The 24,589-nt window shown below is 67.3% G+C and carries 20 protein-coding genes, 1 tRNA gene and 1 other RNA gene; 13 read left to right on the top strand and 9 right to left on the bottom strand.

The annotated features are described in order from the left end of the window. Positions 1 to 183 precede the first annotated feature (183 nt). From HMPREF2883_RS04270 to HMPREF2883_RS04240, 7 genes are all read left to right on the top strand, one after another. A complete protein-coding gene (locus HMPREF2883_RS04270) occupies positions 184 to 1,167 on the top strand; it encodes a hypothetical protein (protein ID WP_070659132.1) in 984 nt (327 codons plus the stop codon). A 419-nt stretch (positions 1,168 to 1,586) separates the two neighbouring features. Then, positions 1,587 to 2,777 (top strand): Fic family protein, encoded by a 1,191-nt coding sequence (locus HMPREF2883_RS04265; protein WP_070659131.1) that lies wholly within the window; start codon positions 1,587 to 1,589, stop codon positions 2,775 to 2,777. Positions 2,778 to 2,951: 174 nt separating this feature from the next. Beyond that, positions 2,952 to 3,929: a hypothetical protein gene (locus tag HMPREF2883_RS04260; protein WP_070659130.1), complete on the top strand. Its 978-nt coding sequence runs from the start codon at positions 2,952 to 2,954 to the stop codon at positions 3,927 to 3,929. A 118-nt stretch (positions 3,930 to 4,047) separates the two neighbouring features. Continuing rightward, the gene (locus tag HMPREF2883_RS04255; protein WP_070659129.1) at positions 4,048 to 5,022 is read left to right on the top strand and encodes a hypothetical protein; all 975 of its coding nucleotides are present in this window, start codon (positions 4,048 to 4,050) and stop codon (positions 5,020 to 5,022) included. A 484-nt stretch (positions 5,023 to 5,506) separates the two neighbouring features. Next, a complete protein-coding gene (locus HMPREF2883_RS14655; RefSeq protein ID WP_141759025.1) occupies positions 5,507 to 6,307 on the top strand; it encodes a hypothetical protein in 801 nt (266 codons plus the stop codon). Positions 6,308 to 6,413: 106 nt separating this feature from the next. Next, positions 6,414 to 7,211: a hypothetical protein gene (locus HMPREF2883_RS04245; protein ID WP_070659127.1), complete on the top strand. Its 798-nt coding sequence runs from the start codon at positions 6,414 to 6,416 to the stop codon at positions 7,209 to 7,211. Between the two features lie 151 nt (positions 7,212 to 7,362). Then, a complete protein-coding gene (locus HMPREF2883_RS04240; protein WP_070659126.1) occupies positions 7,363 to 8,115 on the top strand; it encodes a potassium channel family protein in 753 nt (250 codons plus the stop codon). Between the two features lie 155 nt (positions 8,116 to 8,270). Here HMPREF2883_RS04240 and HMPREF2883_RS04235 read toward each other — a convergent pair whose 3' ends face one another. The 4 genes from HMPREF2883_RS04235 to HMPREF2883_RS14030 form a co-directional block, all read right to left on the bottom strand. Then, positions 8,271 to 8,573: a type II toxin-antitoxin system RelE/ParE family toxin gene (locus HMPREF2883_RS04235; RefSeq protein WP_232211353.1), complete on the bottom strand. Its 303-nt coding sequence runs from the start codon at positions 8,571 to 8,573 to the stop codon at positions 8,271 to 8,273. Between the two features lie 21 nt (positions 8,574 to 8,594). After that, positions 8,595 to 8,867, bottom strand: a complete 273-nt coding sequence (locus HMPREF2883_RS04230; RefSeq protein WP_070659125.1) for a ribbon-helix-helix domain-containing protein — start codon at positions 8,865 to 8,867, stop codon at positions 8,595 to 8,597. A 162-nt stretch (positions 8,868 to 9,029) separates the two neighbouring features. Beyond that, the gene (locus HMPREF2883_RS04225; RefSeq protein WP_070659124.1) at positions 9,030 to 10,109 is read right to left on the bottom strand and encodes an aspartate-semialdehyde dehydrogenase; all 1,080 of its coding nucleotides are present in this window, start codon (positions 10,107 to 10,109) and stop codon (positions 9,030 to 9,032) included. After that, positions 10,106 to 11,647, bottom strand: a complete 1,542-nt coding sequence (locus HMPREF2883_RS14030; RefSeq protein ID WP_075371026.1) for an aspartate kinase — start codon at positions 11,645 to 11,647, stop codon at positions 10,106 to 10,108. The genes HMPREF2883_RS04225 and HMPREF2883_RS14030 overlap by 4 nt, the downstream gene beginning before the upstream one ends. 367 nt (positions 11,648 to 12,014) lie before the next feature. On the opposite strand from HMPREF2883_RS14030, the gene HMPREF2883_RS04215 reads away from it, so the two are divergent. The 3 genes from HMPREF2883_RS04215 (at position 12,015) to HMPREF2883_RS04205 (ending at position 15,775) form a co-directional block, all read left to right on the top strand. Next, positions 12,015 to 13,439, top strand: a complete 1,425-nt coding sequence (locus HMPREF2883_RS04215; RefSeq protein WP_081381332.1) for an ATP-binding protein — start codon at positions 12,015 to 12,017, stop codon at positions 13,437 to 13,439. A gap of 306 nt (positions 13,440 to 13,745) precedes the next feature. Then, positions 13,746 to 14,690, top strand: a complete 945-nt coding sequence (locus HMPREF2883_RS04210) for an ABC transporter ATP-binding protein (RefSeq protein WP_070659123.1) — start codon at positions 13,746 to 13,748, stop codon at positions 14,688 to 14,690. Further along, a complete protein-coding gene (locus HMPREF2883_RS04205) occupies positions 14,687 to 15,775 on the top strand; it encodes an ABC transporter permease (protein WP_070659122.1) in 1,089 nt (362 codons plus the stop codon). Before HMPREF2883_RS04210 ends, HMPREF2883_RS04205 begins: the two co-directional genes overlap by 4 nt. 95 nt (positions 15,776 to 15,870) lie before the next feature. Here HMPREF2883_RS04205 and recR read toward each other — a convergent pair whose 3' ends face one another. From recR to HMPREF2883_RS04185, 4 genes are all read right to left on the bottom strand, one after another. Further along, positions 15,871 to 16,479 carry a recombination mediator RecR gene (gene recR / locus HMPREF2883_RS04200; RefSeq protein WP_070659121.1) on the bottom strand — a complete coding sequence of 203 codons (609 nt, stop codon included), beginning with the start codon at positions 16,477 to 16,479 and terminating at the stop codon, positions 15,871 to 15,873. 1 nt (position 16,480) lies between these two features. Further along, the gene (locus HMPREF2883_RS15405; RefSeq protein ID WP_070659120.1) at positions 16,481 to 20,056 is read right to left on the bottom strand and encodes a DNA polymerase III subunit gamma and tau; all 3,576 of its coding nucleotides are present in this window, start codon (positions 20,054 to 20,056) and stop codon (positions 16,481 to 16,483) included. 130 nt (positions 20,057 to 20,186) lie between these two features. Continuing rightward, positions 20,187 to 21,125 (bottom strand): BsuBI/PstI family type II restriction endonuclease, encoded by a 939-nt coding sequence (locus HMPREF2883_RS04190; protein ID WP_070659119.1) that lies wholly within the window; start codon positions 21,123 to 21,125, stop codon positions 20,187 to 20,189. Beyond that, complete coding sequence (locus tag HMPREF2883_RS04185; RefSeq protein ID WP_070659146.1) at positions 21,122 to 22,561, bottom strand: Eco57I restriction-modification methylase domain-containing protein; 1,440 nt, start codon at positions 22,559 to 22,561, stop codon at positions 21,122 to 21,124. Before HMPREF2883_RS04185 ends, HMPREF2883_RS04190 begins: the two co-directional genes overlap by 4 nt. A gap of 139 nt (positions 22,562 to 22,700) precedes the next feature. Between HMPREF2883_RS04185 and HMPREF2883_RS04180 the strand changes: the two genes are divergently transcribed. Next, a complete protein-coding gene (locus tag HMPREF2883_RS04180; protein ID WP_070659118.1) occupies positions 22,701 to 23,207 on the top strand; it encodes a beta-class carbonic anhydrase in 507 nt (168 codons plus the stop codon). A gap of 66 nt (positions 23,208 to 23,273) precedes the next feature. Here HMPREF2883_RS04180 and ffs read toward each other — a convergent pair. Beyond that, positions 23,274 to 23,368, bottom strand: an RNA gene (gene ffs / locus HMPREF2883_RS04175) — signal recognition particle sRNA small type. Between the two features lie 280 nt (positions 23,369 to 23,648). Between ffs and HMPREF2883_RS04170 the strand changes: the two genes are divergently transcribed. Both HMPREF2883_RS04170 and HMPREF2883_RS04165 read left to right on the top strand, forming a co-directional pair. Beyond that, positions 23,649 to 23,736, top strand: a tRNA-Ser gene (locus HMPREF2883_RS04170). Positions 23,737 to 23,856: 120 nt separating this feature from the next. Further along, positions 23,857 to 24,468: a septum formation family protein gene (locus HMPREF2883_RS04165; protein ID WP_070659117.1), complete on the top strand. Its 612-nt coding sequence runs from the start codon at positions 23,857 to 23,859 to the stop codon at positions 24,466 to 24,468. Positions 24,469 to 24,589: the final 121 nt, after the last annotated feature.

Here is a 24,589-nt window from a genome sequence, read left to right as displayed (position 1 = left end):
TCGACGCCCGGCTCGACGAGGTCTGGCGGGCCGCCCAACTGGTGCGCCCCCCACCCGAGCAGGAGGAGACGGCCGACGCACCACCCTCGGAGACCGAGCCGAAGCCGGCTCACCAGTCATCACCCGCACCACCGAGCCGACGAGCCCCTAACTGACCTGCCATCAGTGGTCAGGAGAGCGCCTATGGCGATCCACATCCGTTCACACCCCACCATCGAGACCAAGGTTCTTGGGTGCCTGCTCGCTCTTGCCGCCGCCGGCATCGCGACCCTCTACCCAACCGCTCTACTCCTGGCCGCTTTCGCCCTGGGTTCTCTGGATGAAGCCATCGCCAACAATGACGGGAATCTGGCGTTGCAGTCCCTATCCGTCCTGATCGGCATCACAATCGTCTTCGGCGCCGCACTGACCGGCTTTTCCTTCGGGGTGACCTCCTGCTTCAAAGGCATTGACCGGCGATTGCCTAAGAACGCGACGGTGATGCATCGCGATGTCGCATCAGCGCAGTTCCTTCATGTCCCGCAGAGTCTCATCAAGCGAGTCATCGGCATGGTGGAGGCGGTGCTCGCAGGCATGCTGCTGGCGGCCTCCCCAGTCATCGTGCTGGCCGCCCCACGCCCCCTGATCGGCAGCAGACTCGCCCAAGGGCTGGAGGATAAAACTGTCTTGGTCGTGATCGTCCTTGTCATCGTCCTGTTCGTGGCACTGAAACGCGCTGCCGTACGCCGGCGGGCAAGCGCAGTACGCCTGAGAACGTACGGCATGGCGGTTGCGGACCCGAAGTCCTTCAGCCTCCCCCTGCCTTTCGGGCGCAACAACTTCAGCATCCAGGAGGTTCCGGCACGATTGGGTCGCGTGAAAGTGCAGGCCATCTACGCTCCACCCACCGGAGGTGCCGAGCCGGGGCGACCGGTCGTCATCCCGCGGCTCAGTCTGACGGTGAGACCCTCACGGCTCGACGACGCCCGCTCCCGGGTCGAGGCCCGGCTCGACGAGGTCTGGCGGGCCGCACAGCTGATACGAGCCTCAATCGAGCAGGAGGAGGCGGCCCCCGCACCGACATCCGAGGCCGAGCCGAATCCGACTCACCAGTCATCACCCGCACCACCGCACCACGATGCAGCCCCTGAGCACGTCCAGTCCCAGGCAGAGAACCCTCTCCCTTGAGTGGTGCACCCATCGCTTGACCCCGCCGTCGGCGCCCGACGCAGCCGCTGACCACGACCAGCCCCAGACAGGCAATACCCCTCCCACGAGTGGTGGCTCCACCACTTGACCCAGCCCTGCACAGGGCGGCCGGGGACATTCCACGCGGCCGGGTGCACGCCGCCCCGGCGGGGGACACCCCAAGCGTCCGGGGACAGGATTCCAGTCCCCGACGGCGTCGAAGGCCCCCGACCGCACAGAATTGTCCCCGACGGCGTCGAAGGCCCCGTCCACAACGGAACCCCACGGCGGCAGTCACCGGCGCACAGCCCCACACATGCCCGCTTCCAGACACACACCCACCCGAGATGTTCGACAAGTCGCCAATGTGTGCAATCCACCCTCTTTAGATGTCACACAACCACCGCTAGGATGACATCATGGACGTGAGCATGTTCGTTGACGGCACCATGGGGGAGCTGGTCGACATCACCGGCTCCGACCCGGTGACCGGCAGCTGGCAGCACAAGGCCTTCATCCCTACCCCACTCGGCTCCAACGAGCCACCCCTCAACGGAGGCACCTACCGAATGGTGGCAGCAGCCGGCCGCGCACTGGCCGCCCTCGACGCCACGGCTCAGCAGCTGCCGAACCCCTACCTGCTGCGAACTCCCTCCCTGCGGCGCGAGGCTCAGTCGACGTCGGCCCTGGAGGGCACATACGCCCCCCTGCGCGAGGTGCTCACCGCCGACGACGACGCCCCCGCGACCGCCGAGATGACGGAGATCCTCAACTACGTCCGCATGGCCAACAGCGGTTTCCTGTGGGCGCAGGACGGGCGTCCCATCACCCTGTCGCTCGTCGAGGACCTTCAGGGCGAGCTCATGAGGGGCACTCCGCTTGAGTCAGCCTCAGGTCGCCTGCGCGACACCCAGGTCATGATCGGCCGCCGGCCCGGTGCGCACAGCACGGCCCCCATCCATGCATCCCGGTTCGTTCCCGCACCTCCTGGGGACCATCTTCGCGCCGGCGTTCGAGCCCTTGTCGACTGGCTGCATCAGGACCACACGGGAGACATCGACCCGATCATCGCCGCGGGCATGGCCCACTACCAGTTCGAGACCCTTCACCCCTTCCAGGACGGCAACGGTCGCCTGGGGCGGTTCCTCATCGTGCTCACTCTCCTGAGCTCGGGTGTTCTCAGCGAACCCACGCTGACGGTCTCGCCGTGGTTCGAGGAGCGTCGCGCCGAGTACTACGACGCGTTGCTGCGAGTCAGCACCCACGGCGACTGGGACACCTTCCTGGCCTTCTTCTCCCAGGGACTGGCCGCGGCGGCCACCAGCACGCGTCATCAGATGCTCGCTCTGGCCGCTGCACACCAGAGCCTCAAGGAGACGGTGCGCTCCTCCAGCCTGCGGTCCGCGCACGCCCTCGACCTCGTCGACTTCGCGGTCGCGAATCCGAGCTTCACGGTGCGCAAGGTCGAGGCGGCCCTCGGCATCTCGTATGGGCGAGCCAACAGCCTGGTTGCCCAGCTGACCGACATCGGGGTGCTCGACGTCGTCGAGACCGGCTCGCAGCCTCGCCGCTTCGCCGCCCCTGCCGTCCTGAAGGTCCTCCTCGCCTGAGCCCGCCCCACCTCTTGCGGCCGGGGACATCCCACGCGGCCGGGTGCACACCGCCGCGGGCGGGGACATCCTGCGCGTCCGGGGACAGGACTCCGGTCCCCGACGGCGCCGAACGCCCCCAACAATCCAACTATGCTGCAACTGACCTGCTATCAATTTTCAGGAGGGTGACCCATGGCGATCTACATCCGCACCCGCCCCACCACCAAGACCAAGGTACTCGGGTACCTGTGTGCACTGGCCACCATCGGGGCCATAAACCTCTACATCCTCGCCGCATTTCCGCTCGGCTCTGCCCTGACCTCCCTTGAAACGGCTATCGCCAACAATGACAGGGATCTGGAACTGCAGTCATTATTCGTCCTCATCGGCATCCCGACCGTCTTCGGCGCCGCACTGACCGGTTTCTACTTCGGGATGAACTCCTGCCTCAAAGGCACGGACCGGCGGCTGCCCCAGGACACGACAGCGATCCACCGCGATATCACGTCGGCACAGTTCCTCCATATCGCCCAGAGTCCAAGCAGACGCGCCACGGGCAGGCTGCAGTGGACACTCGCAAGCATACTGCTAGCGACCTCCCCAGTTGACGTACCACTCATCCCACTCCTCCTGATCCCCAACAATTCCACCCCGGAACTGGAGAAGAGCACCTTTTTGGGTGTGGCTGCCCTTGTCATGGTTCTAATCGTGGCATTGACATTGGCATGGGCTGGCACGCGCCGGCGAATGAGCTCGGTGTGTATGACGCCGCAGGGCATGGCGGTCGTCAAACCGTTTCCATCCGGCCTCCCCCTGCCTTCCAGCCGTGGCAACCTCAGTATCCAGGAGGTCCCGGCGCACTGGGGTCGCATGACAGTCCGAGCCGTCTACACCCCACCCGCCGGAAACACCGAGCAAAGGTGGCCAGTCATCATCCCGCGGCTCGGCCTGACGGTAAAGCCCTCGCGGCTCGACGACGCCCGATCCCGGGTCGACGCCCGGCTCGACGAGGTCTGGCGGGCCGCTCAGCTGATACGAGCCTCAATCGAGCAGGAGGAGACGGCCGACGCACCGCCCTCGGAGGCCGAGCCGAAGCTGGCATACCAGCCACCACATCAAGATACAGACCCCGGACACGACCAGCCCCAGGCAGAGACCCCTCTCCCATGAGTGACGCATCCACCGCTTGACCCCACCGACAGGATTGCTGTCCCCGACGACGTCGAACGCCCCCACCAATCCAACTATGCTGCAACTGACCTGCTATCAGTTTTCAGGAGGGCACCCCATGGCGATCTACCTCCGCACCTACCCCACCACGAAAACCAGGGTGCTCGGGTGCCTGGGCGCCCTGGCCGCCGCCGGCATCGCGCTTCTCTACCCGTTGATCCTGCTCATGACCGCCTTTGCCCTAGGCGCCCTGGACGAGGCCGTCGCCTACCCGGAGGACAACGAATCGATAGCCAATGCCGCGACTGCGGTAGGCGCGACACCACTCATTTTCAGCTTCGTGCTGACCTCCGTCATCTTTGGAGCAACCTCCTGCTTCACGGGCACGGACCGGTGGCTCCCCAAGGACGCGACAGTGACTTATCGCGATATCGCGTCGGCACGGTTCCTCCATGTCGCCCGGGACCCCAATAGCCGCGCCGTGGGCATGCTGTGGGCGATGCTCGCGGGCATGCTGGTGACGGCCTCCCCGTTCACCATGATGTCTATCCCGCACTCCCTGATCTACAGCGATTTCACTCAAGATCTGGCCGTGGGGGCCACCTGGATTCTCGGCCTGGCCCACATCGGCCTGTTCGTGGCACTGAAACGCGCTGCCGCACGCCGGCGGGCAAGCGCGGTACGCCTGAGAACGTACGGCATGGCGGTCGCGGACCCGAAGTCCTTCTCCCTCCCCCTGCCTTCCAGCCGTGGCGACCTCAGTATCCAAGAGGTCCCGGCGCACTTGGGTCGCGTGAAGGTCCAAGCCGTCTACGCCCCACCCGCCGGAGGTGCCGAGCCGGGCCGACCGGTCATCATCCTGCGGCTCGGCCTGACGGTGAGACCCTCACGGCTCGACGACGCCCGCTCCCGGGTCGAGACCCGGCTCGACGAGGTCTGGCGGGCTGCACAGCTGATACGAGCCTCAGTCGAGCAGGAGGAGACGGCCGACGCCCCGACATCGGAGGCTGAGACGAATCCGGCTCACCAGCCACCACATCAGGACGCGGACCCCGGTCACGACCCGTCCCAGACAGAGACCCTCCTCCCATGAGTGGTGCACCCATCGCTTGACCCCACCATCGCCGCCCACACTTCTGCCGGCACCGTCCAACCTCCCGCCTCTTGCGGACGGGGACATTTCACGCGGCCGGGTGCGCGCCGCTCCAGAGGGGGACACCCTGCGCGTCCGGGGACAAGATTCCGGTCCCCAACGGCGTCGAATGCCCCCGGCTGCACAGAAATGTCCCCGACGGCGTCGACCGTCCCCGATGTCGCCGATGGATTCTCCTTGATCCGCAAGCTTTCGGCACCCGACCTCACGTCCCAAGGAACCTCGGACCTCCTGCGTCGGCGCGGACAACCGCCCTGGTGTCGCCGCATTCCGCGATCCGGTGGACACAACCGCCGACGCGGAGGAGTTTCTTCACTACAATTCTCGACGGCGGCACACGGGAACCACGGACGCAGCTGCACATGCACCCCTGTCCCCAAGGCCCGCACCTGCGCACCTCCATAAGAAAACCGAGAGACACGACATGAGCGACAGCAATCCTCTTCAGTCACTTCGGGCTCCAGTCACGGCAGCCCTCAGTATTTTCATCGTATTCGCCATCACAAACGTACATGACGCCGACGCCGACCCCAATAGGACGAACCTTAAGTTCTATGTCTTCTCCATCATTTTCTGGGCGCTATGCATCACCGTCGCAGCATGGAAATCTCCACAAGCTCAAGCAACCTCAAGCGTAACGTTCACATTGACGGCCTTCTTCGCAACTCGGCTGCAATCAGAATTCGCCTTGACAGCCTTCGAAGCAAGACAGATGCAACGAGAATCCGGGGCCGCGCCGAACATCGAGTACAGCGATTTCGGTTCGATCGGACCAACCCTATGGATGCTTTCCGGAATTATGTGCGGAGCAACATTCGCTACCGCATGGACCTTGTCCCATCACGCCGATCGAACCCCAGACGAGATCGACAGCATCTTCCAGCCCGATAGAATCATCGGCGCCACACTGGCCTGCGTCTTCCCACTCATGGGGCTGATAGCTTCGAGCTCCCACCACTCAGGCACCCACACAATCAATGCGGGAACTGTGATACTGATGTTCCTCTCGGGGTTCTCCCTGACTGCGCTCGCAGTCATCTCACCCATAGCCCCAGCCGCCTTCCTGGCAATCACACTGGCATGGATTCACATCACACACGGCTCGGAGCAGAATCGAGATGTCAGCATTGAAGTGATCTCTTTCCCACTGATCGCAATAGCGGCAACCGCCAGCCTCTTCACCATGTACAGCTTCAAAAGTCCATGGTCACGCAAGTCGAGCTGACCCGCAGACCCTCACACTCACCACACCAAAAGGTCACCATCAATAGCGAGGTCTCCTTCAGGCAACACACCCACTCCTCACCTCTCAAGAAGAGCAGCATCGCCACATGAATGAGATCAAACCGTTCCAACCTCTCCAGGTACCGGCGGCAATCACCGTCAGCGCCTTCGCCGTCATTGCACTCACCGAGATGCGCGAGCTCGACCCCGACTCTGCTTCTTTTGACCTATCGACTGTCATTGTCTCCATTATTTTCTGGACGATCTCCGTGGGAGCGGCCTCATGGAACTCTCCGCAAGCACAGGGGGCCGCTAGCGGAGTATTCACTATCACCGCCCTCATTGGTGAGAGAATACCGGGGAGCAGTGAGTATGGGCATGACGAGCTGGCGGGAATCTCTCCGACCTTGTGGGTGATGTCCGGCGTCATGTGCGGCTCCGCCGTAGCGACGTGCGCCACCGTCAATCAGATGAGCAAGCTTCGCTCATCTCTCGGCATCAAGGACCTGAACTTTGACAAGATTTCAGTAGCGACACTTTCCTGCCTCCTGGCATCTGCTCCCCTTGCCAGCTCATCGTATCCACGTTTATGGGTTTCCTCTGGACAGCTCGGAGCAGCCGTCACTGCTTTCCTTTGCGGTTTCGCAATGACCGCGCTCGCCGGTATGGTGCCCTTCATCTCGTGGATCTATCTGGCTATCACTCTCGGCCGCTACTACACCTTCGATGACGCAGAGGCGGCGAGGACCTACCTGATCGAGGTTCTTCCTATCCCTCTTCTCGCCGTCTCCGCCACAGCCGGGCTGCTCACCATGTACCACTACAAGAAGCCACGACCGATCACGTCGAGCCAAACCACAGAATCTCACACCCCATCGCGCCAAGAGGACACCCATGAAGAATGAGATCTCTTTTCAGCAGCTACGCGCCACACATGAGACCGAGGATTCCGCCACCGGGGCCGACAACACCGGCGTCGACGGCCCCGGCCGCGCAGAAATGCCCCACCGGTGAGGGCAACATGGCTCTATCCCCTGCGCCGTCTACTATCGGAGCATGCCGTCTAAATTCAGCCCGGGCGCTCGGCTGCGGGCGTGGGAGCGGGCCGCGGAGTTGCCGCTGGCCGGCGCCGCCGTCGTCTTCCTGGGCACCTACGCCTGGGAGGTACTCACTAACGCGCAAGGCGCGGCCAAGGAGGCAGCCGAGTTCGTGATCGGTGCCGTGTGGGCACTGTTCGGCGTCGACTATCTTGTCCGCCTGGTACTGGCGCCGAGCCGGGGCCGCTGGTTCCTCCACCACCTGCCCGACCTGGCGATCATTGTTCTGCCGATCCTGCGGCCACTCAGGCTCCTGCGCCTGGTGACGCTCGTGAGCATCATGCAGCGCAGCGCCGGCACCGCGCTGCGCGGGCGCATCACCCTGTACACGGCCGGCAGCGCCACCCTGCTCATCTTCACCTCGGCACTGGCCGCGCTGGATGCGGAACGTCATGAGCCGGGCTCCTCGATCCAGTCCTTCGGCCAGGCCCTGTGGTGGGCGCTGACGACGATCACCACCGTCGGCTACGGCGACACCTTCCCGGCCTCCACACAGGGACGTTTCATCGCGGCGCTGCTCATGATCGGTGGGGTGGCACTCGCCGGCGTGGTCACAGCGACCCTGGCCTCGTGGATCGTCTCACTGGTCGAGGAGGAGAACGCCGAGCAGAAGGCCGCCACGCAGGCGCAGGTGGCAGCCCTGCAGCAGCAGGTCAGCGAGCTCAGTGAGCGCATCGACCGGCTCCTGGAGGAACGCGGCTTGGGACGCTGACGGTGGGCCTCCCCCGGTCCGACGTCGGCCCCACTGACCGCGCAGACACCGAGCCGGGCATCTCTCGCGGAGGACAACAGAATTTCTGCCCGGCTACGCGAAAGATGCCCGGCTCGGCGCGGAGGGCTACGCCGCACACAGATTCGCAAGCTCAGTCATTCATCGTCGGCACGCAGAAGCGGACCATAGTCGCGCCCGCCGTAGTAGACGCCGATGATCTCAATCATCTCATCGGTGATGGCGAAAGCGATGACAGCACGTCGGCGAAACCCGATGGTGCGCAGACCGGGGCGGATGTCGTCGCGAGCGCGACCAACCATTGGGAAGTCGGCCAACGCATCACACCGGTCCATCAGCGCGGTCACGTAGGCCTCGGCGCGATCAGGGAAGCCCGACTCGTGTGCGATCCAGTCGTAGAGATCGGTCAGATGACGCTGCGCCTGCGGAGAGTATCCCACACGCCGGGTCACAGATCGCCCTCACGCCTCGGAGGTCCGGCGGGAGTGATGGGCCGCGATGTGGGCACGCACCTGCGAGGCATTCAGGGCCAACGAGGGATCAGCCCTCAGCTCGTCATAAGCGGATGCGACATCGTTGCGCAGCCAGGCATCAACGGCCTCCTCGCGGGCGAACAACTCCCGGAGTCCGTCGCTGATGACCTCGCTGTGGTCGGTGTAAGCACCCGAGGCGACGCGCTGCTCCAACTCGTCCGCCAGATGAGTTGGCAGAGTGACACTCACTTGTCTGCTCACAGGACACCTCCTCTCCTCTGATGGACGGGACTCTACACCGGGCTCCTGGGAAGATCGGCGGCCGCACTGACCGCGCGAGCGCCGAGCCGGTCATTTCTCGCGTAGCTCTACAGAATTTCTGTTGGGGGCCGCGAAAAATGCCCGGCTCGGCGTGAGGAGAGGTCAGCCCCGGATCTCGGCGGCGACCAGCTCGGCGAGCTCGACGGCGTTGAGGGCCGCGCCCTTGCGCAGGTTGTCCCCGACGGCGAAGAACTGCAGGCCGTGGCCCGGCGCGAAGGCCTGGTCGGCGCGCAGACGCCCCACGAAGGTGCCGTCGCGGCCGGCGCCCTTGAGGGGACTGGGCACGTCCTGGTAGGTGACGCCGGGCGCCGCCTCCAGCAGTTCGCGGGCGCGCTCGACGCTGATGTCGCGGGCGAACTCGGCATTGATGCTGAGCCCGTGGCCGGAGAACACCGGGATACGCACGCAGGTCCCGGAGACCAGCAGGTCGGGGATCTCGAGGATCTTGCGCGACTCGTTGCGCAGCTTCTGCTCCTCGTCGGTCTCACCGGAGCCGTCACCGGCGTCGTTCCCGGCCCAGGCGACGGCGTTGAAGGCAATGGTGTCGACGTAGACCTCCGGCGCGGGGAACTCGACGGCCCGCCCGTCCAGGGCCAGGCCCTCCATGTCCTCGTTCACGACGGCGCGCACCTGCCCGGCCAGCTCGGCCACCCCGGCCCGCCCCGAGCCGGAGACGGCCTGGTAGGTGGAGACGATGAGGCGGATGAGCCCGGCCTCCTCGTGCAGCACCTTGAGGGCGGGCATGGCCGCCATGGTGGTGCAGTTGGGGTTGGCGATGATGCCCTTGGGGCGCTCGCGCAGCGCGTGCGGGTTGACCTCGCTGACCACGAGCGGCACCTCGGGGTCCTTGCGCCAGGCCGAGGAGTTGTCGACGACGACGGCCCCGGCCTCAGCGAAACGGGGGGCGTACTCGCGCGAGGCCGCACCCCCGGCGGAGAAGATGGCGACGTCGATGCCGCTGAAGTCCGCGGTGGCGACGTCCTCGACCTCGACCTGGGCACCACGGAAGTCCACGACGGTCCCGGCGCTGCGGGCCGAGGAGAAGAAGCGCACCGAGCGGGCGGGGAAGTCGCGCTCAGCCAGCATGGCGCGCATGACACGGCCGACCTGGCCGGTGGCCCCCACGACGGCGACGCAGACGCCGTCGGCCACTCCGGTGTAGGTGTTCACAGGACTGCTCATCGTCCGGTCCCTCCGTAGACGACCGCCTCGGCGGCCTGAGCGTCGAGGCCGAAAGCGGAGTGGACGGCGCGCACGGCCTCGTCGAGTACGGCGTCGTCGACCACCACCGAGATGCGGATCTCGGAGGTGGAGATCATGTGGATGTTGACCCCGGCCTCGCTCAGCGAGCCGAACAGGCGCGCCGAGACCCCCGGGTTGGAGCGCATCCCGGCCCCCACCAGGGACAGGATGCCGATGTCGGGGTTGAAGTGCAGGCTTCGGAAGCCCAGCTCCTCGCGGGCGGCCTCCAGGGCCTCGCGGGCGGCGGCGGAGTCGCCGTCGGGGCAGGTGAAGGAGATGTTGGTCAGGCCCGTCCCCTCGGCGGAGACGTCCTGGACGATCATGTCGATGTTGGCGTCGGTGCCGGCCACGATCGCGAAAATGTGGGCGGCGGCGCCGGGGACGTCGGGCACGCCCACGAGCGTGATCTTGTCCTGGCTGCGGTCGTGGGCGATTCCGGAGATGACGGGGGCTTCCACGTGGTCCTCCTTAGCGGACGGGCGGGGGCGGGCCTGGGCCCGCGCGGCGATGGCGTTGCGGTGCGCGGTGTCGACGACGGCGGCCGAGGGCCCCTCGTCGAGCCCGGCAGGGTCTGAGGGCGAGGCCGTAGCGGCCGTAGAGGCCGGGGCTACCGGGGCGGCTCCCTGGGCCTCGCCGGCGGCCTGCGGGGCTGCCGGACTCGGGGTACTGGGCGCGCTGTCGGTGTCGGCGGCGACGACGTCGTCGAGCTGGGCGGCCACCACCGAGGGCACGAAGGCGCCCTTGCGGCGGCCGTCGTAGATCCAGGTCCCGGTCTTGTCGGAGAAGGAGGAGCGCACGTGCAGGGGCACCCCGAAGCGGCGGGCGTACTCCACGGCGCGCAGGTGGAGGATCTTGGCGCCGTGGGCGGCCAGCTCCAGGGTCTCCTCGCTGGAGAGGGACTCGATGCGCTTGGCGGTGGGGACGATGCGGGGGTCGGCGGTGAACAGGCCGTCGACGTCGGTGTAAATCTCGCAGACGTCGGCGTTGAGGGCGGCGGCCAGGGCGACGGCGGTCGTGTCGGAGCCGCCGCGCCCCAGGGTGGTGGTGTCCTCGACCTCGTTGATGCCCTGGAAGCCGGCGACGATGGCGACCGAGCCGGTCTGGATGGAGCGGGCCACGCGCTCGGGCAGCACGCCGACGATGGAGGCCCTGCCGTACTTGGAGTCGGTGAGGACGCCGGCCTGGGCGCCGGTGTAGGCGCGCGCCGGGACGCCGAGCTCGGTGACCGCCATGGCGAGCAGGGCCACGGAGATGCGCTCACCGGCGGACAGCAGGATGTCCATCTCGCGGGCAGGGGCGTCGGTGGTCAGGGCGGCGGCCTGGTCGAGGAGCTCGTCGGTCGTGTCCCCCATCGCAGAGACGACGACAACGACCGTGTTGCCGGCCTGCCGGGTGGCGACGATGCGCCGGGCGACGCGCCGCATCGCGTCGACGTCGCTGACGGACGAGCCGCCGTACTTCTGGACGACCAGTGCCATATGGCGCTCCTCGGGTCCTGGAATCAGTGCGTGTCTAGCATCAGGTGCTCCGCGCCGGTGCGGGCGTCCTGGCAGGGGCTTCCGGGGACGGAGCCGTCGCCGTGCGGCGCCCACGACGACGTGGCTGGGGCAAGCATACGGTGCGCCGTGTTGCCGACACATCACGCGCTCCCCGGCCCACACTTCGCGGCCCCCAGCCCTCGCCCCTCACGCACACCTCGCGGCCCACACTTCGACCGAATCTTCAAAATCGACCCGGAGCCGCGTCGTTTCTGAAGTTTTGGTCGAAGTGTCGAAGCGAGACGAGCCCGAGAGCCACCCCGCTCACACCCACTCTTAAGTACTCTAAAAATGTTAGAGTGAACCCGTGGGTCACGACGACATCGATGCGCTACTCAACCTCCCCATCAACGAACGCGGTGAGCGACTGGCTCAGACGCAGGAGAACCAGTGGTTCGAACGCAAATCCATCCGTGTTGACCAGAAGAGCTTCGCCAAGGCCATCATCGGGATGGCGAACGCGGAAGGTGGAACCGTCGTCGTCGGCTTGAGCGAGAAGCGGGTCGAGGGGACCGACTCCACGCCCTCTCAAACCAACAGGCTTCGCCAGGTACCGATGACCATGGTGGCTCCACCACTGCGCGCCCACTTCCGGGAGGTCCCGGTGATGAACGACGACGGCACGCAAGACCATCTCCTCGTCGCCCAGGTACCTCCCAGCCGACACGCACACCGACGCAGTGACGGAACAGCCTTCCTGCGCATGGGTGACTCCACCGTGAAGCTTGACGGCCCGATGTGGGAAGAGCTCGTCTACGACCGGGAGGCCGAGACATATGAGGCCCAGCCCGCCGGTATCACGATGGCTGACCTGAGCGGAAAGGCAATCGATCGACTACGAGCGGAGATCGGCGCACACGGAGACGACAGCCACGTCTTACGCAGCCGCAGCCTCCTGACACAGGACGGCAAGCCCACCATCGCCGCACTCCTGCTCTTCGGCACTGCACCCGAGCAGCTTCTGCCGCAGGCACTGGTGCGCGTCCTACGCTACCGAGAGGACGAGACAGGCACCGGAGCGCGCCAAACCATGGAGGCCGACGGCGATCGGCGCCTCGAGGGCACCATCCCGGACGTCATCGCCAGAGCGGCTGAGCTCATCGATCAGTGGGCCCCCAAGCGCAGAGCCCTGAAGAACGAGGGGACCTTCGGCCCCACGGACATCATCCCCCGGGACGCCTGGCTGGAAGCCGTGGTGAACGCCGTCGTCCACCGCTCTTACTCGATGGCTGGAGACCATATCCGCGTGTCGATCTTCCCCCACCGCATCGAGGTTTCCAGTCCGGGCCGTTTTCCCGGAATGAGCGATCCGAGTCGCCCGCTCGAGATCGCGCGATACGCACGCAACCCGCGCATCGCGAGGGTGTGCGCGGACCTCGGGATCACGCAGGAGCTCGGCGAGGGCATTCGGCGCATGGTTGACGACATGCGCCGAGCCGGTCTCGCGGACCCTCACTATCGTCAGACCTCAACCAGCGTCATCGTGAGGCTGGATGCGACGTCGGCCATCTCGAGCGACATCATTGAGAAACTGCCTCACGGCTCGCTCGAGGTCGTCACGCTCCTGCGAAGCACCGGTCCATTAGGTACGGGAGAGATCGTGTCGGGCGTCAACGCATCCCGCCCTACGGTCCTGCGGTGGCTCAAGACGCTGCGCGACGAGGGACTGGTGGAGCGAAGAGGGCAGTCACCTCGAGACCCGCGAGCCACATGGTACGTACCCGGCACCTGACCCCCACCACTGCCACCTCACTGCCCGCAGCAGCAGCCACCAACCACCCACTCACACCTACTCTAAAATATTGAGAGTAGCGACGTGAACTTGCAGAGCGTTGGAATGACAAGGAACGACTCGCCTCGAACGGTGCTACTGCCAACCTACTCGAACGCTACTCGAAGTTCTCTTAACAGCCGCAGGCCCACACTTCGACAGAATCTTCAGAAACGACCCGGAGCCGCGTCGATTTTGAAGATTTGGTCGAAGTGTGGCGAGCCCGAATCCCGTCCGCCGCCTCGGTCAACGACATAGCCTGGTCGTATGAGCATTGAAGTCTCCCAGCTCACCCGCTTCTTCGGTCGGGCGCCGGCGGTGCGCCAGCTGGACATGTCGGTGCCCAGCGGCGCAGTCACCGGCCTGGTCGGCCCCAACGGCGCCGGTAAGACCACGCTGCTGCTCATGCTGGCGGCCCTCCTGGCCCCAGACTCCGGGACGATCCGGGTGGCGGGCCTGGACCCGGTCACCCAGTCGCGCGAGGTTCATCGCACCGTGGGCTGGATGCCCGACGCCTTCGGCACCTGGGACTCCCTGACCTGCACCGAAATCCTCCTGACCTTCGCCGCCGCCCAGGGCATGGACGCCGCCACCGCCCGCCCCCGAGCCCTTGAGATGCTCACCCTGGTCCACCTCGACGAGATGGCGCGCACGCCGGCCCGGGTCCTCTCCCGCGGCCAGAAGCAGCGCCTGGGCCTGGCCCGCGCCCTCATCCACGCCCCCAAGGTCCTGCTCCTGGACGAGCCGGCCGCCGGCATGGACCCGCGTTCGCGCGCCGACCTGCGCGTCCTGCTGCGCGACCTGGCCTCGGGCGGCACCACGATCCTGCTCTCCAGCCACATCCTGTCGGAGATGGAGGAGATGGTCGACGGCGTCGTCTTCATGTCCCACGGGACCGCCGTCGCCTCGCCGCCGGGGTGGGGCCCGACGCCCGGCCAGGCGGGCTCAGGCGCGCCAGCCCCGGTCCCGGTGGGGCGGACCTGGCGCATGCGGGCCCTGGACACCGGGCGCCTGGGCGAGTGGACGCACTCCACGCAGCTGTCCGCCACCGCGGAGGAGGACGGCGCTGTGCGCCTCCCGGTCGCCGACGACGCAGCAGCGGCCCGTCTGCTGCGCGAGGCCGTTGAGGCCGGGGTGGAGGTCGTCTCCTTCGCCCCACTGTCCGGGACCCTGGAGGAGACCTACCTGGCTCTGGAAGGAGAACGCCGATGACCTGGACCGGTGTACGCACCATCATGGTGCTCGAGCTGCGTCAGCGGGTGAGGGCCACGCGCTGGCGCATCATGCTGGGGATCTGGCTGGCAGTCCTCATCCTGCTGTGCGGTGGGCTGGTGATCGCCATCGAGACCACGAGCTCCTCAGGGGCGTCCAACGACTATCTTCTGACGCTCTACGACATCGTCGTCTGCTTCGTGCTGGGAATCGGGCTCATCGTCGCCCCCACGCTGTCGGCGACCTCCATCAATGGTGACCGGGCCGACGCGACCCTGGCACTGCTGCAGGCCACGGCGCTGCGCAGCCAGGAGATCGTCGTCGGCAAGCTGCTGGCGGCCTGGGCAGCGGCGATCGCCTTCCTGGCTGTGGCGGTACCCTTTCTCATCGGCTTGACGCTCGCAGGCGGTTCGCACTGGCAGGCCCTCCTGACCCACCTGGTCATCCTCGTCTTCACACTGGGGTCGGTGTGCGCCATCGGCCTGGGCTTCTCGGCGTTGGCAGCGCGACCCTCGGCCTCGGCGGTCCTGACCTACATCGTGGTGACCGCCCTCGTCGTCGGGACTCCACTGTTCATGCTCATCAGCGCGCCCCTGGCGGTCAGCAACCAGACAGTGGTGACCTACGAGGTGGATTACGACAACTCCACCGAGGGCAAGCGCGTGTGCAAGACCGACCCCGAGGTCTCGGTCGAGGAGGTCACCCACACCGATCGGATCTGGTGGATGCTGGCTCCCAACCCCTTCGTGACCCTGGCGGATGCCACCGCCCACGCGCCCCGTCAGCTCGGCCGCGGAGGCCACCGCAGTAGCTACTCCCTTCTGGAGGCCACTGGTTCGTGGACCGACGAGCTGCGCGACCCCAAGCCCGATCGGGTCGTCAGCAACTACTGTGAGAACTGGGAGGACTCCTCCGACGATCCTTCCAGCAGACGTGACGACGGGGCTCCTGTGGCCAAGCACCTGGCCTTCTGGCCCGCGAGCCTCGTGGTACTCATGGCCCTGGGAGCCGGCGGCGTGGTGACGGCCAGCAGACGTCTGCACGTGCCGGCCGGCAGGCTGCCACGCGGCGTGCGCCTGGCCTGACCTTCCCATCCCTCCCATCGAGCCGGGCATTTTTCGCGTAGCCCGACAGAATTTCTGTTGGGCTACGCGAAAAATGCCCGGCTCGGCGCAGAGAATCAGTCCTCCACGCGGCGTCGGCCCTCGAAGGCCCGCCCGAGGGTGACTTCGTCGGCGTACTCCAGGTCGGCGCCCACGGGCAGGCCGGAGGCGAGCCGGGAGACGGGCACGGCCATGGTGCGCAGCATGCGGGTGAGGTAGGCGGCCGTCGCCTCGCCGACGACGTCGGGGTCGGTGGCCAGGATGACCTCCTCGACCTCGCCGTCTCCCAGGCGTCCGAAGAGCTCGCGCACGCGCAGGTCGTCGGGGCCGACACCGTTGATGGGGTCGATGGCGCCGCCGAGCACGTGGTAGAGCCCCCGGTACTCGCGGGTGCGCTCGATGGCGACGACGTCCTTGGGCTCCTCGACGACGCAGATGACACGCTGGTCGCGGCGGGGGTCGCGGCAGATGGCGCACTGGGGGGCCTCGGCGATGTTGCCGCAGGTCTCGCAGAAGCGGACCTTGGCCTTGACGGCGCGCAGGGCCTCGATGAGGCGCTCGACGGCGGCCGAGTCGGCGGCCAGGATGTGGAAGGCCATGCGCTGGGCGGACTTGGGGCCGATGCCGGGCAGCTCGCCGAACTCGTCGATGAGGTCCTGGACGGCGCCTTCGTAGACGGCGGGCATGTCAGCGTCCTTCCTGGGTCACGATGACCTCTTCGATGACCTGGGCGCCGAGGATCCGTTTGACGACCTCGAGCCCGACGACGCCGGCGTCCTCGGCGTCGGGGTCGTCCTCACTGGGGGTGTCGTCGGCCAGGGAGTCGGTGTCGGCCTCCTGGGCGGCGGCGCGGGCCGCGGCCATGGCGGCGGCCAGGCGCGAGCCGGCGATGCCCGACGGCGCCCAGGTGGACTCGTCCTCGGGTGGGGCGCTGGGCTCCTCGGGAGGTGGACCCAGGCTGAAGGGGCTCGACGGCGTCCCCTCCCAGGTGACGGGGGCCAGGCCGGGTGATCCGGCGGCGGTCTCCGGGGCGCCGGGCACCCCGGGCGCGCTGCCGGCCCCGGGTGCCTGCGGGGACGGGGAGGAGGGCGTCTGCTGGAAGGACTGGGGGGCCGCCGGAGCGGACGCGGCCCCGCCGGGAATCTCCGGCAGGGCACGCAGACGGTGGACGGTGGCCAGGGGCGCCTCGTCGGGCGCCTGCGCGGCGGGGGCGGAGCGGGACTGCGCGGGTGAGGCTGAGGCCGCTGGCGCCGGTGTCGAGGCCGGGGTGGACTGGGGATCGGTGGGCGCGGGGGACGCAGGCACTCCCGAGCCTGTGCCTGAGGAGGGCGCGGCGCCGGGCGGCGGGGACGAGGGCGCGGAGGCGGGCACCGACTGGGTGGGCACGGTTCCGCCGCCGGGGACGGCGACCGGGCCCCAGCCGTCGTCGGGGTCGGCGGGGTTTACGGGAGCCGGAGATGTCGGCGACGCCATGGGGGCCGCGGGGGCGGTGGGCGACGGGGCCGCGGGGGCGGCCGGGGACGCTGGGGAGACTGCTTGGAACTCGGTGGGGGCGGCGGGATCGGCGCCGGCCGGAGCCGGCTGCAGCTCGGGGGCGGTCGCGGTCTCTTGCGCGGCGGGAGCCGGGGCGACGTGGTGCCCAGCGCGGTCGGTGGGCTGAGCGGGACCAGTGGGCTCGTCGGCACTGAGGGGCCCACCGGGGTACCCGGAGTCCTCGGCGTAGGGATCGGCGCCCCAGTCGTCCTCGGGCGGGGGCTCGGGGATCGGGGAGCCGTCGTCCCAGGTGGTGGAGACGGGCCGGTGCTCCTCGGGGCGGCCGGCCGGCTCGACGTCGGTGGGCTGCGCCGGTGCAGCAGCGGGCGTCCGGGGGTCGGGAGCGGATGCGGCGACTGGCGCACTGGTGGAGCCGCGCGGCACCGCACGTGCGACGCCGTGGTCAGCGCCGCCGGCACCACTGGCGGTGACCGGGGCGGCCGCTCCCTCGACCGCCCCCTGGCCACCGGCGTGCGTCCAGGCGCCGTTGACGTCCTCCGCCCCGCCACTGGCGGCCGAACCCACCGAGTCGAAGGCGCCAGCCTGTGGTCCCGGGCCGCTCTGGCCTGCGTCGGGGGCGCCGTCACCGTAGGAACCCTGCGGTCCGCCGTGACCGGCATCGCGGCTGACACCGTGACCGACGCCGGGGCCGGGAGCGTGCGCCGCCTCGGCTCCGGTGGAGGCAGCACTGCGGGCGCCCATGCCTTGCGGTCCACGTGGGCCTCCTGAGCCACCGGAGCCGCCCGGCCCGCCGGGTCCGTCATCGCCGGCGACGATGGCGTGCACCTCGAGGCGCAGGCCGAGGGCCTGGTGGAGGGCTGCGGAGAAGATGGGGCCGTGTCCGCCGTTCTCGAAGGCGCCCACGAGGCCGGGGGCGGTGAACAGGAGCGTGAAGACGCCTCCGGAGACGGTGCCCGGCCGGGAGTTGGGGCCCACCAGCGCCCAGGTGGCGCGCCGCGAGCGCTTGGCCGCCTCGAGGACCTCCTCCCAGCGGGTGCGGATCATCTCCGCGTCGGCAGCCTCGCCCCCGCCCGGGCCGCCAGCGCCTGCCTGGGCGACGGGTGCTGAGGGCGCGGCAGGGGCCGCTCCCCAATCGGCGCTTCCCTGGCCGGCGGGGACCGAGGTGGCCGCGGGCGCACTCGGGGCAGCCGGGGCGCTGGCCGGCTCGGCCGCGCGTGAGGGCTGTTCGGCCGGTCGCGGAGTCGGCGCCGCAGCGGCCGAGGGTGCGGAGGGGCCCGGTGAGGCGGAGGTCGCCGACGCCGCCCAGACGGCGGGCCCCGGGCCCGCGGCGGGCGCTGAGGGCGCGGCAGGGGCCGCTCTCCAACCGGCGTCGGAGCGGGGTGCCTGAGGGGCGGCGGGCGCCGCGCTCCCAACTCCTCCCGGTCCCCCGGCGTTCTCGGGACGCTGGCCCCCGCGCCGGCCGGCAGCGTCCGCGGAAGCCTGGCGGGCGATCTGGGCGGCCATCTCGCGTCCCGACCCGGCCGGCACTGCACCGGTGGCGTTGCCGACCGCTCCGGCGCCCGCGCCACCGGGGGCGGGCGAGGCCATCGGTCCGGCGCTCCCGGCCGCGCCGGCCGGGGCCCCCGCGGCCGCACCCCCGGCCGCAACGCCACCGCCTCTGGCGGCGCCGCCGGCGGGGATGAGTAGACGGGCTACGAGCAGCTCGAGCTGGAGGCGCGGGGAGGTGGCGCCGACCATGGCGGTCAGGGCCTGGGCGGTGGTGTCGGCGGCCCGCGAGAGGGCGGCGGCCCCCATGGTGCGGGCCTGCAGGTCCATGCGTTCGAGCTCGTCGACCGGCAAAGAGCCGAGCGCCGCACCGGCCTCGGAGCCGGCCAGGGCGATGACGAGCAGGTCGCGCAGCCGGGCCAGCAGGTCCTCCACGAAGCGGCGGGGGTCGTGCCCGGAGGAGACAACCCGGTCCACCACCCGGAAGACACCGGCACCGTCGCCCGCCGCGATGGCGTCAACGCACTGGTCGAGCATGGTGGTGTCGGTGTAGCCCAGCAGGGCGACGGCCCGCTGGTAGTCGACGCCGCCGTCGTGCGCCCCACCGATGAGCTGGTCCATGACCGAGAGGGTGTCGCGCACGGAGCCGCCACCGGCACGCACCACGAGGGGGAAGACGCCGGGGCCGATCTCGACGCCCTCGGCCTGGCACAGGTGGCCCAGGTAGCCCTCGAGGACGTCAGGCGGGACGAGGCGGAAGGGGTAGTGGTGGGTGCGCGAGCGGATGGTGCCGATGACCTTCTCCGGCTCGGTGGTGGCGAAGATGAACTTCACGTGCGCCGGCGGCTCCTCGACGAGCTTGAGCAGCGCGTTGAAGCCCTGCGCGGTGACCATGTGGGCCTCGTCGAGGATGAAGATCTTGTAGCGGTCGCGGGCCGGAGCGAAGGCGGCACGCTCGCGCAGGTCGCGGGCGTCGTCGACGCCGTTGTGGCTGGCGGCGTCGATCTCGACGACGTCGAGGCTGCCGGGGCCGCCGGTGGCCAGGTCCCGGCAGGAGGGGCAGGTGCCGCAGGGGGTGTCGGTGGGGGCCTGGGCGCAGTTGAGGCAGCGGGCCAAGATGCGCGCCGACGTCGTCTTGCCGCAGCCGCGCGGGCCGGAGAAGAGGTAGGCGTGGGTGACGCGGTCGGCCCGCAGCGCCGCCATGAGCGGAGCGGTGACGTGGTCCTGCCCGATGACCTCCTGGAAGGTGTCGGGGCGGTAGCGGCGGTACAGAGCGGTGGTCACGGCCCGAGCCTAATCGGCCGGGCCGACCCCGTGCGAGGCTCCGGGCGGGTCGGGTTCCGTCTGGGCGTCCCGCTTCGGCTGAGACTCCGAGAGACGGCCTTCGACATCAGAACGGCACCTCGATCATCGGTTAGCGAGGATGAGGTCCGAGGAACCTGTCACCGTTCAGGTGGATCATGTGCGTGGGATCCGAGGCCAACCACACCTCGGTCTCCCAGGCCAAATCACCGAGAAACCTCCTCATGATCGATCGGTTGGGGAAACAGGAGACATAGACGACGCCAGCCGACGAACCAGCGAACATACGAGACAACTCGCTGTAGCGAATGTGGTCCACAGGACCGTGCGTTGAGGCAGCTTCCATAAGAAACAGCCAGTTCTTGCTGGCCTGGTAGACCACCAGGTCCGGCATTTTTCCATGCTCATCGACCACAACACCCAGCTCAGCAAGGCGATCACGCTCGAAGGTCGCCAGCTTCTCGTCAGCATCACCCACATAGAGAATCTCACCACCAGGGACAAAGTAGGCACAGAAATCTTCCACCATCGCTTTGATGAGGATGTTCTGCCCCCCACCCTTCAACGTGAACACCCCGCCATCCGGCGTGGTAACCGGAATGCGCGTGAGATCACGGGCAGCCCTGTACTTCGCTTCAAGGCTCCCAACCTCAGCCAGATACTCCTCAACAGCCGGGACGAAGTCAGGCGTCCCATAGAGCCTGATCGTCAACAAGGCCTCCGGATTGAGACGGTAATTGTTTTTCGAAGAGTTGGTTGGTCGACCCGGGTTATCGTCGTTGTAGAGACAGAATCCCGCATCAACAAACTGATGGAGGACGAAGCGGCGGATGGTCTCACGCGAGTTCTCGGCGATGGGATGGCTCAGCGGGCCACGCATCCAGTCCAAGATGGCCCGCACGCCCATACGTTCATTGGTGGAGTCGGCCCACGTATTGTTCTCATCAAGCCCAGCGAGAGCCAAAAGCGTGCGCGCCGAGGCCTCATTCGTTCGCCTACTATCGAATCCGAACGCCCGAAGGATATCCTGGGCTTCCTGGACGGTACTCACGCCGCCTCCATGCGCTCAGCTGCCATCACCTGACGAACAGCATCGTCGGGCCCCAACTCACTCCGCCCCAGAAGAAGTAGCCGTTCAATACTAGGGAACTTCATCTTCCTCAGGTCGCCGGCGTTAACTTGAGTATGACCAGAGAACACACGAAAGAAGTCATCTACCTGCTTAGAGTTCAGCCAGACAGCCAGGCCAAGCGCCAACTCACGATCCACCCCTCGCCCAGAACAGTGAATATAGTTTAGCTTGTTATCAAAAGCAGGCTGACGCACATCATCCGACCAGACTGCGGCCACGATTCGACGCCTCTCCTCCTTGGCGGAGAACCTCTTCACCAGAACATAAGTACCCGCTGGCACCAGCACTTTCGACCTCAACGGCCCCTCAGCATGAAACCACTGAGGTTTCTTGATCGAGGGACGCGGATGAAGAACCACGTTGTCAACAATGTTGGCCGAGTAGACCATTGGCACAACATCATTGCCGCAACTGTTCCTGAGGTGTTCCCGCAAACGAAAGTCCACCACACGTCCAGTTGAGACAGTGAGTCCCAGATCAGTCAAACTGTAGTGAGCACACCGCATCCATTCAACAGCCTCAGCATCCTCACGCGAGGCAGGAACGAAGACAAAATCATCAGTGACGACCTGAGAAGCCGGGACGTCTCGAACCGTCGGCATATCGCGGTGATCCACGGACGAGGACAGGCGGACGACTGGGGGCTGCACCCCACGTGTCACAGACACGATAATCGTCTCCTGGAGTACTCCAAGGTCCCCGAACACCTCAGAACGAGACTGGAAGGTATGGATACCGTCGATTCCGAAAGAATCCAGCAGAGTTCGACGGAACTGCCTGAAATAGGTGCCGTTCATCCAAGAACGCGGAGTGATAGAAACCTGTTGTCCATCAGCATCCAGCAAAATGGTTCCAAGTGCCATGAATCCCGCATAAATGTTGGGAACCCCAATCCCGACAGTACGCAAATTCCTGTCCAAGGCCGACCCCGAACGGATCTTTCGGTAGGGCGGATTCTGAATCACGAGATCGAAGCGCTCATCAGTGCGCAGCGCCCAGTCAACAAAGTCACCCTTCACTAGAGCAGTAACAACCCTCGCCTCCATCTCACAGTCCGCAAGAGTGTCAGCCAGGACGGGCCACAGGGTCCGATCCGCCTCAACTGCAGTCAGCACCACCTGAAGATCCGGCCGCTCCCGTCTCAGGCGATCAACCACCGCAGCAGTCAGCACCCCCGATCCCGCCCCTGGATCCAGCACTCGGAACATACCGGACTCAGGCAGACGCACCAGATCCGCCATGATCCGAGCGACAGCGACAGGCGTGAAGAACTGCCCCAACTCAGCTTGGCTGGCTGCGTCCAGACCTGCCAGAGACATCTCACGTCGAGCGGCTGCACGTTCCAGAAGGTTCATGGTGATCAGGTTACCGGCCACCAACGACAGCAATCTGCTGAGCCAGTTCTCGAAGGTAGCCGGATACCGCCGTGAGGTCACAAGCATCTGGCACGATGGGGGAGCCGGCGCGTCGCCGGCTGGAGGAACGGGAGGAACCATGTCCGTCACTAAGGCTCTTGTCTCCCGCAACGCCGCCTACTCCGCCGAGGTTCTCGCCCGGGGCGGCCTGGCGGCCAAGGGGACGCAGAAGGTCGCGGTCGTGGCCTGCATGGACTCGCGCGTGGACGTCTTCGCGGCGCTGGGGCTCGCCCCGGGAGAGGCGCACGTCATCCGCAACGCCGGCGGCCTGGTCACCGAGGACACGATCCGCTCCCTGACGATCAGCCAGCACCTGTTGGGCACCGAGGAGATCCTCCTCATCCACCACACCGGCTGCGGCATGCTCTCCTTCACCGACGAGGAGCTGTGCTCCACCCTGGAGGTTCAGGCCGGCGCGCGGCCGACTTGGGCGCCGGGGGCCTTCACCGACCTGGCCGACAGCGTGCGCCAGTCGATCGCCCATATCAAGGCCTCGCCCTTCATCCCCCACACCGACGCCGTGCGCGGCTTCGTCCTGGACCTGGCCACCGGTCGCCTGGCGGAGGTTGACGCCGCCCAGGCCTGATCCTCCGGGGCCTCGGGGGTCTCAGGAGCCTCGGAGGCACTGAGCGAGGTTGGGGCTGTCCGGGCACGCAAGGACCCCTCGCGCACCCGCCAGAGCCTGCTTACCCTTGCTACCTTCCGGTCCTGGGGGATTCACTGGATGACGCCGCACGAGGGGCCGAGCGAGAGACTACCCGATCCGGCCCCGGGTTGCGAACCGTCCGCATGCGGCTCCGCCACAACCCGCCCCTCCCCTGAGCTCGAGGACGCACAGTAAGGGACAGTAGGGGCCGAGGACGGTCCTGGGAGGTGCACCCTGAAGACCTACGGTGCGTCCTGGCGGGGTCGACGCCGCGAAACCGGCCTCGCGTGACAGATCCCACCACCCCGGGCTGGCCCCGGGGATGGGCGGTCCGATATATTCCTTTCTCGTTGCACGCGGTTGTCGCCGCGTGGAGCGCCTGGAGGATTCGCCTAGTGGCCTATGGCGCACGCTTGGAAAGCGTGTTGGGTGCAAGCCCTCGGGGGTTCGAATCCCCCATCCTCCGCCACCACCCCGGAATCCGCGTGATTTCGGGGTCTTTCCGTCCTCCGCTCCGCCGCCCGCAGCGGGCATCCGATCAGGTTCCCTCCCCATCGACGCCGCCACCCGCTCCTGCCACGATGGCCCCATGCGCACAAGAGCCTCATCCCTCATCGCCCTGCCAACCGCGCTCCTTCTCGCCGTGAGCCTCAGTGCCTGCGACGAGGACGCGGTGGGCACCCCCTCCACTGGTCCCTCCTCCTCGGCCAAGGCCACCCCCACAGGCTCCCCCCAGGACAAGGACGCCCGGGACTCCGACGGCGATTCCTCGGCCACGCCTCGGGCCGATGCCTCCCCCGGCTCGAGCGCCAAAGCGGAGGGCGGCGCCAAGACCGTGGACATCCATGACCTCAAGACCGGCAACTGCATCTCCGAGATGGTCAACGGGACCGAGCAGGGCGGAACGGAGGCCACGGGCGCGAAGCTCGTCGACTGCTCCACTCCCCACCAGTACGAGGTGACCGGAACGGGGCAGTCCACAGCCTCCACCTACGCCGAGGCGAACACCTCCGATGAGGTCACCGCCGTCTGCGGACCGTTGCTGGACAGCTACGTCGGCTCCCCCTCCAAGGCCAAGAAGTACCAGGCGGTGGCCCTGACCCCCTCGCAGTCCTCCTGGGACCAGGGGGACCACTCGTTGGTCTGCTTCGCCCAGAACCGGGATAACACACCATTGAATAATTCCATCAAGAACTCCTAGTCTGTCCCCATCGAGCAGGACGGCCGCGCACGGCGCACCACTGATGGAGAAGACCCACTTCTCCCTTCCGGCGCCTCGCGAACACCGTCCCGCCTCCCACTCCGGCCGGGTGGCGACTCTC

The organism is Actinomyces sp. HMSC075C01, assembly GCF_001812965.1.
GTDB lineage: Bacteria > Actinomycetota > Actinomycetes > Actinomycetales > Actinomycetaceae > Actinomyces > Actinomyces acetigenes.
Note: the sequence above shows the minus strand (reverse complement) of the source record. Positions and strands in the feature narration are given on the sequence as shown.